Genomic DNA, 11,972 nt, shown 5'->3' with positions numbered 1-11,972 from the left:
AGGGCTGCGCGATGGCCAAGCCGAGCGTTTCCTGCTTTGTTTTGATGATGATATCCTGCTATCTCGTGCCGTATGATAAGGGTGATCCGCAGTGAGCTGGAGGCAGAGGCCTGATGACGAAAGACAGGGCGCCACAGGTCCGGCGCAAATTATCCGCGCGTAAGCAGAAAACCTATGTGCGCCTGCTCAAGATCGCCGTGGACTCGCTGGAAAAGCTCGGTTTCGATAATGTAGTTATCCGCGATGTGGCTCAAGAGGCTGAGGTTTCTCCGGCAACGATCTACAATGTATTCGGCACCAAGGAAGCGTTCCTGTCTGCCGCGCTGGAGCTTCGCACGCGTACCTTTATCGCGGAAAATCCGGTTGCGGAGGGCGTAGGGCTGGAGGGTATGGAGCAGACCAACCGCAACCTTGCGCAATCCAGCATCGGTTCCAATCAACTGGTCCGTTCCGTAGCGACGATGCTGGCCAAGGATTCGTCCCTATTTGGCGTTCGGCATATCTATCATGATGTGTATGCCACCTGCATCGCCGGTATGGCGCACACAGGTTTGCTGGCGCCCAATACCGATGCCAACGCCTTGGCTTTTCTGATGATGATTTCGCACAACGCTTCCCTCAACGTTTGGGCGTCGGGTGAACTTGGCGATGACAAGTTGGGCGTGCTGTTAGATCTGGCGTCCTACGGCCATCTGATGCCCTTTGCTTCAGAAGATTTTCTGGCAGTGCTGGATGAACGCTATGCGGCGAAGTTCAAACTGATCGGCGATGTGGATTTCAATTCTTTCCTGATGAGAGACCGGATCGGCCCTGGCGGCCTGGATGTCGCCGAGTTGGCACGCCTTGATCTGGGCCTCTAGGCCAGCATCCGTATGATAGTTCTGGACCTGGTCCACTGCATCCGCCGACCTTCGACGGCGGATGCAGATTAAGCTTATGGTTTGATTGATGGGAAAGCCTACAATCGTCAAAGTGGGTTTATACCAAAATGCGATGATGTTGCCCCATAGGGCGGTTCCCCGGCGCAGGCCGGGTCCAGTCCCATGCTCAGAACTGGACCCCGGCCTGCGCCGGGGAACAACTGGCTATAGGCTCCTATCAATGCAACCTGGTATTATGCATGTTATGGTACCAAACAACTCTTCGAAATTGCAAATTTCATAGATAATATTGTAGATATTTATCGATATTGTGTACGAAGATTAGAATGTCACGCTTTGCTGATCTGGCGTGCCGACCCGCCAGCGATATAGTCGACAGCTGCTCCGCCGTTCGCCTGCGACCACTGTTCTATCATTTTCTGGATCGTCATAGCATCTAGGATCGAGTGGAACTGACCATCCGGCCCGAAGTTCACGTTCGCGCCGTTGACGATGAACAGAACATGCGTGTCTTCGGTATTGCCTTCGGGCGAGACGACGGTGTGGAGCGAAGAGGCCGGCTCATACAGATAGGACCCAGGCACCTGCACCTGGTCAGGATATTCGGCGTAATACCAGCTGCCCTTCATCGTGAAACCATGCACCGGTCCGGTATGGATATGCATAGGCACGCTTGCGCCGGGCGCGAAAATCCCGATTACCGTCCACACACCCAGTTCCGGATCGACATAGAGCGGCTGAAAACTGACGCCTGGTCCGGCGGCGTCCTGCAAGACTGTAGTTTCATTGATATTCAGCGTCAGTAGACGGTCTTGCGGCAGGGAAAAGGCCGGGACATTGGCAGCAGCGGCAGTGGCGGTCATGATGATCTTCCTTCCTGTGATGAACGCAATAGAGTGTCGACTGATCGACACCGAAATCAGTGAGGGACAACGACGATCTTCGCGTCCCGTTCGGGATCTGCGAGGCTGGCGAAGGCGCCAGCGACGCCATCCAGTCCGACCCGGCTGGTGATAAGCGGCGCCACATCGAGTTTCCCCGATGCGATGGCCGCAAAGGTTTGGGCGAATTCGTCGGGTGTGTAAGTGATGCAGAAAATGAGGTCGATTTCCTTGAAGATCGCATAGACCGGTATGAACTGATCCAGTTCCAGGCAGACACCGGCTACGACGACTTTCGAACATGGCGGCGCGTTGGCCAATATCTGTTGGATAATTCCGGGGACGCCGACGCATTCAAAGATGACCGACTGTCTGAACGGGAATCCCATGAATAGCTGAGTCTGGCGACCCAAGCGCGCCGGATCAGACGCCCCCGCCAGCCCGCGCCAACTGTCATATGGTGACGTTTCGCGCGGATCGACGACGACATCGGCGCCAAGCCGTTCCGCCATTTTCCGGCGGGACGGGGAGAAGTCCGCAGCGACGATCGGACCGATCCCGCGCATTTTCAGCACGGCGATGATAGCAAGACCGATCGGTCCGCAGCCGATGACGATGGGCACATCATCCTTGCCCAGGTTTCCGCGATTGATGGCGTGTACGGCGACCGCCATCGGTTCCGCCAGGGTCGCGATATCGGCGGGGAGATCGTCGGGCACGGGGATCAAAAGGTCTTCGGACAATATCATGAATTCGGCGAACCCGCCCGGCGTCTCGACACCTGACAGCCCGATCATGACGGGTTGCGGGCGCGGCAGGAACGGCACCGACACGACCCGTGAACCCAATGCGTTCACCTTGCGCGTCCCTGGCCCGTAGTCGACCACCTCGGCGCAGATTTCATGGCCCAAGACGACCGGCTCGTTAATATCGAACAGTTCGCCCCCGGTCACCGCACGGGTACTATCGATCAACTGCTGACTATGGGTCACACAATGTAGATCGCTACCACAGATGCCGCAGGCCAGCGTCTTGACCAGAACTTCCCCCGCACGGGGAATAGGCGTGGGTATGCGCGCCAAATTGAGCATACCCTGTTGCATCACGACTGCCTGCATCGTCATCGCAGAAACCCTCTCCTCCAAGCGTCGTCGCGCTTGTTCTAGGGCATGGTCTGACAGGTCTGGATGCGGCGAACTTGACTTTGGACGAATCTTGTTTAACATTTCACGACTATGACGGACATGATCAGTGGCGCTGCGCTGCAACATTTCGTACCGCTCGTGCGCAGGCTTGGCGGTGATCCCGACCATTTGTTGCGCGCTCAGGGAATTCCCTTATCCGCTGCCGGCGATACCCACCATTTGATCTCATATCCCGACGTCGTCGCGGTGATCGGACGCGCGGCGATCGAACTCAATCGCCCGGACTTCGGTATGATATTGGCGGCGGAACAGGGTATCGATTTTCTCGGCCCGGTGGCGGTCCTCATCCGCAACTCAGAAACAGTATTGGACGCGATCGAGGGGGTATGTCGCTACCTATATCATTGCGCGCCGCCGGAAATCGCAACATTGGAGCGCGGGCCGACGACGTCAGCTTTTATCTATACAATAGCGTCACGCCAGATCGCTCATCGCGACCAGATCATCGAGAAGAGTCTTGCCGTCGCATTGAACGCCTTTCGCCTTATGATCGGGGAAGACTTCGTTCCCTGGCGTATTACCATGAGACATGGCCCGATATCATCGCTCGGCCGCTACCGGGAGTTCTTCGGCTGTTCCGTCGAATTCGGATCCAGGGTCAATGCGCTATATTTCCCGTCCTACTTACTGGATCACCAAGTCAATGGTCGCAATTCGGCCGCGCTGATGTTGGCTGAAAATTATCTGGCGCAAAACGGCAATAACTTGCCTCTTATTGAATATGTTCGGGAGACGATCCATCGCCTGATGAAGTTGGAACAAGCCGCGCTTGTTCCCGTGGCCGATGCGATGTCGATGCATCCCCGTGTTCTGCAACGCCGCCTGGCAGAGGTCGGCATGTCGTTCGAAGATATTCTGGACGATGTTCGACGCAGCAAGGCATGGCAATTGTCGACGTCCAATCTTCAGGTTTCGCAGATTGCTACGCTGCTCGGCTATTCGGAACAAAGTAGCTATGCCAGAGCTTGCAAGCGTTGGTATGGCGAAACCCCAAAGCAATTGATCGCGAGGCGGCGTGCGTCTTTGACCGGGCCCAATGATATGGGTCCCGACCGCATGGCGATGGCAACGACAATTGGGACTTGACCATAGTGTCCGATACTTCGCGAGATCAAATTATTAGCACGAGGATTTAAAGATTATCAGCCGAATTGTCTGATACAAAATTATCCGGAATGATTTTCGCACCTTGCGATCTTGTCGGCGACCTGTGTCGGGACGCCAGCAGGCCTGCCGCGATCGACACGACGGCCGCCCAGCGGCACGGATAATCGCGGTCGTGATCGACCACAATAGGCACCCCGCACTCGCCGACTTCCGGCGAACTTGTTCGTGATCTTGCTCATAAAGTCCCCGGTTTCTCAGGATTTGAAGCCTCCTGAGCAACCGGGGCGCTTCAATCGACGTTACTTGTTCTGACGAACAACCAGCGACTTCCCGGCATATTTTGCGGGGCTGACACTGGGGATCGTCTGCACGGTTCTACCATTTTTGCCCATGAAGGTAACTTCCACAGTCACCGGCGCCAAGGAGGTTAATCCAAAATGGACGGGTGCGGCATTTTCCGAATTATAGCCGTCGCCAGTGGAAACCTGCCGTGTCGCCAATATCTTGCCAGTTTTGTCGAGCAGCCGCACTTCCGAACCCATCTTGGTGAAATGGCCACTGGCATCGAGCACGGTAACGCTCAGGCTGCGGCGCGCTTCCGCCTTGGGCATGGCATTGCGGAACAGGAAGTGGCCGCCTTTGTCGGTATAACCGCGCATAACCGACAGATCGATCGCGCCATCGGCATCATAATCCACCCACTGGACGCCATGATCGCCCACGTTCAGTTTGGACGTTTCGGTCAGCACCTGGGTGAAACCTTTGCCCCCGTCATTGTGGAACAGGCTGTCCTTGGGCTGCTGCTGGTTGCGCTCGCCATGATAGGACGTGACGAACAGATCGATAAAGCCGTCATTGTCATAATCACCCCACACGGCGCCTACCGCGTGGTTGTCAATGCCGACGCCCATAGCTTTGGCCAGGTTGCTGAATGTGCCATCGCGATTATTGTGGTAGAGGGCGTTCACGCCGTAATTGGGCACGAACAAGTCCAGATAGCCGTCATTGTCATAGTCGCCCACGGCGCAGCCTACGCCGCCTTCCTCCTTGGTACGGCCCGGATTATCGACGCCGGCCTGCGCCGCGATATCGGTGAAGCTGTCGCCATCATTGCGCCACAGGGCATCGGTGGCGCCGGACTGGTTGGCCAGAAACAGGTCCAGATCGCCATCGCGGTCGGCATCGAACCAGCAGGCGCCGACGGTGGGACGCGGATCGGAAACACTGGTCCCTGCGAATATCTGCACGAATTTGCCGTTGTCGTTGCGGAACAGCGCGTTGGGACCGATACGGTTCGACGCATAGAGGTCAAGGTCGCCATCATTGTCATAATCGAGCCAACTGGACTGGCGGGCGGAGCGGCCCGGAATGGTCAGGCCCAGTTCCGGCGCGACATTGGTGAATTTCTTGCCGCCCTGATTATGGAAGACCAGGCTCAGCTGGTCGGGCATCGTCGCGCCACCCAAAAGGTCCACCCAGCCGTCGCCATCATAGTCGCCCCAAGCCACGCCGCGCATTTCCGGTCCGGACGACGGCAGGCCGAGGGCCGGGCCGATATTGACGAACTTGCCCTTGTCGTTGCGATAGAGGCGGATGTCGCCGCCCTTGAGCGAGACGGCAAGGTCGAGGTCGCCGTCCTTGTCGAAGTCGGCCCAGCTGTTGGAGAGCGATCCGGCAATAGCGAAATCAGTCGGCTGAATGGATGTAAAGGGCGGCTCCGAGGGCGTGGCAACAGCCTGGCCCCCGGCGATCGCCGGTTGCAGGGCAAGGAGCATCGGCAACGTGCAGGCCAGGGTCTTGGACAATGATGGTTTCATAAATATTCCCCTCGATCAATCAGATGCGGCTGGTGTTGCGGGTGTCGGGCATACGAAGGTAGACGATGAGCGAGACGCCGATCATGGCGGTGACATACCAGTAGAATCCACCCTCCATACCGTCCGCCTTGAGCCATAAGGCAATAAATTCCGCCGTTCCGCCAAAAAGCGTGTTGGCCAAGGCGTAGGGCAGGGCGACGCCGAGCGCCCGGATGTGGGCCGGGAACAGTTCGGCCTTCACCACCGCGTTGATGGAGGTATAGCCGGTAACGATGACTAACCCGGCGAGGACGAGCAGGAACGCGCCGAAGGAGGAGGTCACGGTTTCCAGCCGGGTGAAAATCGCGGTGGTGAACAAGACGCCGCCAAATCCGAAGGCCAGCAGCAGGGGCTTGCGTCCAATCCGGTCCGACAGCCAGCCTGCCATCGGCTGCAACAGCATATAGATGAACAGCGCGGACGCCATGATCGCCGTCGCGGTCTGGCGGCCGAAGCCCGCGCTGTTGACCAGGAATTTCTGCATATAAGTGCTGTAGGCGTAGAAGGCGAGCGTACCGCCAGCGGTCAGCGCCATGACCAGCAGCACCTCTCGCGGGTGCGTTTTGAACAGTGCCAGTCCCCCGGATTGTGGACGGGCTTCGCTGGCGGCGCTTTCCTCAAACTGTTCGGTTTCGCGCAGGCCCCGGCGCAAATAATAGACCCCCGTCGCCATCATGCCTCCCACGGCAAAGGGGATGCGCCAGCCCCAGCTTTCCAGCTGTTGCTCGGTCAGGACGAGTTGCAGCAACAGCAGCATGCACAGCGCCAGCAACTGCCCCGCGATCAGTGTCACATATTGGAAGCTGGAAAAGAAACCGCGTTGGTTGTCCTGCGCCATTTCCGACAGATAGGTCGCACTCGCGCCATATTCGCCGCCGACCGACAGACCTTGCATCAACCGGGCCAGCAACAGCAGGAGAGGGGCGGCGACACCGATCGATCCATAGCCTGGGATGCACGCGATCATCAGCGATCCGCCGCCCATCAGCAGGACGGACACGGTCAGGCCCGCCTTGCGTCCCTTGCGGTCGGCATAGATGCCCATGATCCAGGCGCCCAGCGGCCGCATGAGGAACCCCACGGCAAAGATCGCCGCCGTATTCAGCAACTGGGCGGTGCTGTCGTCGGACGGGAAAAATATCGGTGCGAAATAGAGGGTGAAGGCCGAATAGACGTACCAGTCATACCATTCGATCAGATTGCCGATCGATCCGCCCAGGATGGACCGCAGTCGGTCCTGACGGGAAATGGGTTTCGGCAAATCGGGAGTTACATGTTCCATGAAGGCGGATACGGATGGCAGCTGCCAATCTGCTAATCCCTATGCCGCAGATTATGTCTATTGGGCCGGCACCAGAATCACCGAATCGTCGTTACCCGCCACGGCGCGAACGCCAAAGCCATGTTCCAGTGCCAGCACGAAATCGTCCGACCGGCCACTGCGGAAGGTGCCGCCGACACGCATGCTGGCGATGGCCGGATCGCCGATCACCAGCGGGGTCGCGCGGTAGCGATTAAATTCTGCAACCGCCTGCTCCAACGTGTCGCCGTCAAATTCGATTTTCCCGTCTTCCCAGGCGACACGGCGCTTCAACTGATCTGCGGCAAGCGGCGTCACTGCGATGCTACCGCTGCGCACCGCCGCGCTCTTGCCGGCGTTGATGTGCCGCTGCGTCGACCCCTCATTCTTGACCGCGACTTCACCCTCTATCACCGTCAGTTCGGTCAGGTCGGCACGAAGCCTGACATTGAAAGCGGTGCCGACTGCGCGGACCTGCGTGCCGTCGGCATCCACGATGAACGGCCTGTTACGATCATGTGCGACATCGAAGCGGGCTTCCCCCTTCAGCAATTTGATCGATCGAACGGAATCGCGCATCGCCACTTCAATCGAGCTGCCGGTATTCAGGCGGACCACCGATCCGTCGTCCAGGCGCACCGCGCGCGTTTCACCCAATGCCGTGCGATAATGATCGACGGTGCCGATCAGGCGGAGCGCCACCGTGCTGGCAACGCCGATCAAGGCAGCCGCCACCGCCATCCCCACCAGTGTTCGACGATTGGCGAAACGCCTGGGGAGCAGGTCGGCAAATGGGGCCGTATCGTTCGCGCCCTCGTTAAATGTCTGATCGATGACCGCGGCGGTATCCTCCGACGGCGCCGCGCGACCGCGCAAATCGGACAGTTCGTTCAGCCGCTCGGCCAGTTCCCACGACGCCTCTGCCTTTGCAAAGGCAAATCCATGGGCGGGATCGAGCGCGACCCACGCATAGGCCGCATCCCAGTCTGCTTGGGTGTCGCCGGCACGCGCGTTAAGGTAGCGACGCGCCGCTTCGGCTTCTATCGCCTGTATTTCGTCCGCGCTTTTGTAGCGACCAGCCAAATCCCGAACCCTCGAACTGCCCAATGGCTTGCATTATCTTCACCGCGGCACGCGTCAAATGCTTGTCCACGGTAAATACGGACAAACCCATCTCTTCTGCTATCTCCTTGACAGATTTACCGTGGACGCGCCGCTCGATGAAGGCGTGGCGGCATTGCGGCGGCAGGGAATCGAGGATCGCCTGAAGATGGCGCAACTCGTCCCGCGCTTGCAGGGTGGCTTCCGTCGAATGGTCGACATTCAGAACATCCAGTTCGGCCACCAGTTCGAGCGAGACGATCTTTTCGCGACGGGCTTCATCTATCAACAGGTTGCGCGCGATCTGGAACAGATAGGCCTTGCCCGATGTCGTGCGGGTCACATCGCCATTGGCATAGGCCCGGGTCATGGACTCCGCGACCAGATCGTCCACATCGCAGGGGCGGTTGACGATCCTGCGCAGTCGAGCGCGCAGGGCACCCTCATGAGGGAGGATGGCCACCTTGAACCAATCCAGCCTGACCCTGACCGCTTCCATGCACGTCCCCTTTTTTACGTCGTTCAATCTCCCGCTCGATGCTCTGTGCAACGGCATTTCGGCAAGTTGGAGGATGGCCGACGTAAGGCTCATCACACTGCAATAAAAATGAGATATTTTAATGCATCGCTAGCAGAAACGTGGTGGACCTCCGTATCCACTATCAGAACATGCAAAAAATTTCAAAATGGGGGCTTTAATGACGCGAAATATTTTGCGGGCCATGGGTGCGTCGTCTGCGGCCATGATCGCTGTGGTGGCACCTTCTGTATCGGCGGCCACACCGGTGCAGTTCGACATACCCGCTCAGTCGATGCAGTCGGCGCTTAGCCAGTTCGCCAAGCAATCGGGCATTCAGATCCTGTTTTCCTATGACCAGGTCACCGGCATGCGCGCGCAGCAGGTCAACGGTCGCATGGCGCCGGGTGAAGCCCTGTCCCGCCTGATCGCAGGTAGCGGCCTTAAAGTGTCTCTCGCCAACAGCAACGTCATCGCGCTATCGCTGACTGGGGGCGCCAAGCAGACGCGGCGGACCGATGTCGCCAGTTTTTCGGCCGCCAATCTGCCTGTAACCATGCAGACCGCGATGATGGCGCAGGGGGCAACGGCCGGGGGTGGCGCGATGCCAGCCGCGCCGCAGGTCGCAGAAACAGAGGCTGGCACCGACATCGTCGTTACCGGATCTCGGGGGCTTCCCCGCACGATCACCGACAGCCCGACGCCGGTCGACGTGATATCCAGCAAGGAAATGGACAGCACGGGCAAGCCCGGCGTCTTGGCCGCGCTCAATACGCTGGTGCCCAGCTTCAACGTGCCCACCCGGGCCGGTGGCGGCATTTCGACCGTCATCTCCACCGGCGGTTTGCGCGGCCTGAACCCCGATCAGACCTTGATCCTGGTCAACGGCAAGCGCCGTCACAAGACATCGCTCATCAATTCGGTTTCATCTTTCTATAACGGGTCCGTTCCGGCCGATCTGGATTTGATCCCGACGTCCGCCATCGACCATATCGAAGTGCTGCGCGATGGCGCGGCGGCGCAATATGGGTCGGATGCGATCGCGGGCGTCATCAACATCATCCTCAAGAGCGGGACGAACGGCGGCGCGGCATCCTTTACCGCCGGACAGAATTATGACCGTTCCGATGGCGAAAACTATCTGGTGCAGGGCAATTGGGGCACGAAGCTGGGCGAATCCGGCTTCCTGGATATTTTCGCCAACGGCAAGATCCAGCAGGCGTCGAACCGCGCGGTGCCGGTCGCAGACAGCCTCGACCTCTATCCCCGGGTCAACGGCCAGCGCGACCCGCGTGAGGCCACGATCGATCGGCTCGTGACGAAAAATTACGGCGCCTTCCCGATCAGGGGATTCAATCTGGGCTATAATGTCGGCTATGATGCGGGCGACATCCATCTCTATTCGTTCGGCAGCTACAGCCAGCGCAATTCGGAACTGAATTTCACCTTCCGCGCGCCGACCGAGGCGGCGACCCTGCCCGAAGTCTACCCCAACGGCTTTCGCCCTCGTCTCGACGTGGTCGAGGATGATTTTGAATTTGCCGTCGGTTTGAAGGGCAAGATTGGCGGATGGGATTGGGACCTCAGCTCCACCTATGGCAAAAACTACGCCTATCGCCAGGGCTATGAGACCTACAATCCCTCGCTCGGCCCGACCAGTCCGACCGAACTCTATGTCGGCGCACTGAAATCCACCGAATGGGTCAACTCGCTGGATCTGACCAAAGGGTTCGACATGGCTGGCCATGTGCAGGTGTCGGCGGGCCTGCAGCACCGGCACGAAACCTATGAAATCTCCCCGGGCGAACCGGCCTCTTATGCGGCAGGCACCTACACCTATCTGCGCAACGGCGTCTTGCAGCGTCCCGCACCGGGCGGGCAAGCGGCGAACGGCATCACGCCGGAGGATGCGGGCCGCATGTCCCGCGACAATCTGGCGGCTTATGCCGATGTCGCCTGGGATCCCAGCCCCTCGACCACAATTGGCGCGGCCGCACGGTTCGAACATTATGACGATGCCAGCGGCGATACCCTGATCGGCAAGGTCAATTTCCGCCAGGCCTTCACGCCGTGGTTCTCGGTTCGTGGTGCGGCCAGCACCGGCTTCCGCGCGCCGGCGCTTGCACAACAAATCTACGCCTCCACCAGTGGCCAGTTCCGCAACATCAATGGGCAACTCAACCTGTTGCAGATCAAGACGCTGCCGGTCGGATCGGTTGCCGCCGTGGCGCTCGGTGCCGAGCCGTTAACACCTGAAAAGTCGACCAATTTTTCGGCCGGCTTCGTATTGACGCCGTTCCCGAATTTCAGCCTGACCATCGATGGATATCAGGTGAAGGTAAAGGACCGCATCGCCGTCACGTCGACCCTGACCGGCACGGCGGTATCCAGGATATTGGTCGCCAACGGCCTGTCGCCCGATATCAGCGCCCAATATTACACGAACGCCATCGACACTCGCACGCGCGGCGTGGACGTGGTGGCCAGCTATCGCCACACGATCGGCGACCTCAAACTGTCGTGGAACCTTGGCTATAATTACAACAAGAACAAGATCACCCATATCAAGAACAACCCGCCCGAACTGGCTTCGCTGGGCGCAGGCTTCGTACTGTTCGACCGCTTGTCGCAAATGAACATCACCGAAAATCTGCCCAAGACGAAGCTGTTCCTGGGCAATATGGCAACGCTGGGGGATTTCAGCCTGTCGACGCGTGTTACGCGTTTCGGATCGTTCAACTCGTTCGGCAATGCGACAGCGACGGTGAACGGCGTACCGGTCTATGGCAACGACAATAGTTTCAGCCCAAAGATCATTACCGACGCCGAATTCACCTGGCAGGCGACCACCGCTCTGGCAGTCTCGGTTGGCGCGAACAATCTGTTCAACGTCTATCCCGATTATGATCCGGCATCGGCCAATCCGCGTCTGGGTTCCGGCTTCTATGCGACCAGCGGTGCCTATGGTTTCACCGGCGGCTATTATTATGGCAAGGTCAGCGTAAAGTTCTAATTGCAAACCCATATGCAAGCCAAGGGGGGCGGGTGACAATGTCATCCGTCCCCCTTTGCATCGGCATACAGTCGATGCGCCGCAACTAAAATAAATCCCGGCCGAAGTTAG

The 11,972-nt window shown here is 58.6% G+C and carries 9 protein-coding genes; 3 read left to right on the top strand and 6 right to left on the bottom strand.

Going from position 1 to position 11,972, the window contains the following annotated elements; translation table 11 throughout:
• Window positions 1-113 precede the first annotated feature (113 nt).
• Window positions 114-860: a TetR/AcrR family transcriptional regulator gene (locus tag U5A82_RS02515; RefSeq protein WP_326288402.1), complete on the top strand. Its 747-nt coding sequence runs from the start codon at window positions 114-116 to the stop codon at window positions 858-860.
• Between the two features lie 350 nt (window positions 861-1,210).
• Here U5A82_RS02515 and U5A82_RS02510 read toward each other — a convergent pair whose 3' ends face one another.
• Window positions 1,211-1,744 carry a 2,4'-dihydroxyacetophenone dioxygenase family protein gene (locus U5A82_RS02510; RefSeq protein ID WP_326288401.1) on the bottom strand — a complete coding sequence of 178 codons (534 nt, stop codon included), beginning with the start codon at window positions 1,742-1,744 and terminating at the stop codon, window positions 1,211-1,213.
• A 56-nt stretch (window positions 1,745-1,800) separates the two neighbouring features.
• Window positions 1,801-3,030 carry a zinc-binding dehydrogenase gene (locus tag U5A82_RS02505; RefSeq protein WP_326288400.1) on the bottom strand — a complete coding sequence of 410 codons (1,230 nt, stop codon included), beginning with the start codon at window positions 3,028-3,030 and terminating at the stop codon, window positions 1,801-1,803.
• Between U5A82_RS02505 and U5A82_RS02500 the strand changes: the two genes are divergently transcribed.
• Entirely contained in the window at window positions 2,998-4,053 is a 1,056-nt protein-coding gene (locus tag U5A82_RS02500; protein ID WP_326288398.1) for an AraC family transcriptional regulator, read from the top strand. The two genes, U5A82_RS02505 and U5A82_RS02500, sit on opposite strands and share 33 nt — an antisense overlap.
• A 320-nt stretch (window positions 4,054-4,373) precedes the next feature.
• On the opposite strand, the gene U5A82_RS02495 is transcribed toward U5A82_RS02500, so the two are convergent.
• The 4 genes from U5A82_RS02495 to U5A82_RS02480 are packed head-to-tail and all read right to left on the bottom strand — an operon-like array spanning window position 4,374 to window position 8,923.
• Window positions 4,374-5,891: a CRTAC1 family protein gene (locus U5A82_RS02495; RefSeq protein WP_326288396.1), complete on the bottom strand. Its 1,518-nt coding sequence runs from the start codon at window positions 5,889-5,891 to the stop codon at window positions 4,374-4,376.
• A 19-nt stretch (window positions 5,892-5,910) separates the two neighbouring features.
• Entirely contained in the window at window positions 5,911-7,212 is a 1,302-nt protein-coding gene (locus tag U5A82_RS02490) for an MFS transporter (RefSeq protein WP_326288395.1), read from the bottom strand.
• Between the two features lie 57 nt (window positions 7,213-7,269).
• Window positions 7,270-8,313, bottom strand: a complete 1,044-nt coding sequence (locus tag U5A82_RS02485; protein ID WP_326288393.1) for a FecR family protein — start codon at window positions 8,311-8,313, stop codon at window positions 7,270-7,272.
• Window positions 8,243-8,923: an RNA polymerase sigma factor gene (locus U5A82_RS02480; protein WP_326288782.1), complete on the bottom strand. Its 681-nt coding sequence runs from the start codon at window positions 8,921-8,923 to the stop codon at window positions 8,243-8,245. Before U5A82_RS02480 ends, U5A82_RS02485 begins: the two co-directional genes overlap by 71 nt.
• A 106-nt stretch (window positions 8,924-9,029) precedes the next feature.
• On the opposite strand from U5A82_RS02480, the gene U5A82_RS02475 reads away from it, so the two are divergent.
• On the top strand, window positions 9,030-11,861 hold the full coding sequence (locus U5A82_RS02475; RefSeq protein WP_326288391.1) for a TonB-dependent receptor: 2,832 nt from the start codon (window positions 9,030-9,032) through the stop codon (window positions 11,859-11,861).
• The last annotated feature ends 111 nt before the right edge of the window (window positions 11,862-11,972 follow it).

The sequence above is a fragment of the Sphingobium sp. CR2-8 genome, assembly GCF_035818615.1.
In the GTDB taxonomy this organism is placed as follows: domain Bacteria; phylum Pseudomonadota; class Alphaproteobacteria; order Sphingomonadales; family Sphingomonadaceae; genus Sphingobium.
Note: the sequence above shows the minus strand (reverse complement) of the source record. Positions and strands in the feature narration are given on the sequence as shown.

Excerpts from the sequence above, each read along its gene's own strand:
- U5A82_RS02515 (WP_326288402.1), top strand. The coding sequence starts at position 114 with ATGACGAAAGACAGGGCGCCACAGGTCCGGCGCAAATTATCCGCGCGT.
- U5A82_RS02510 (WP_326288401.1), bottom strand. The coding sequence starts at position 1,744 with ATGACCGCCACTGCCGCTGCTGCCAATGTCCCGGCCTTTTCCCTGCCG.
- U5A82_RS02500 (WP_326288398.1), top strand. The coding sequence starts at position 2,998 with ATGACGGACATGATCAGTGGCGCTGCGCTGCAACATTTCGTACCGCTC.
- U5A82_RS02495 (WP_326288396.1), bottom strand. The coding sequence starts at position 5,891 with ATGAAACCATCATTGTCCAAGACCCTGGCCTGCACGTTGCCGATGCTC.
- U5A82_RS02490 (WP_326288395.1), bottom strand. The coding sequence starts at position 7,212 with ATGGAACATGTAACTCCCGATTTGCCGAAACCCATTTCCCGTCAGGAC.
- U5A82_RS02480 (WP_326288782.1), bottom strand. The coding sequence starts at position 8,923 with ATGAGCCTTACGTCGGCCATCCTCCAACTTGCCGAAATGCCGTTGCAC.
- U5A82_RS02475 (WP_326288391.1), top strand. The coding sequence starts at position 9,030 with ATGACGCGAAATATTTTGCGGGCCATGGGTGCGTCGTCTGCGGCCATG.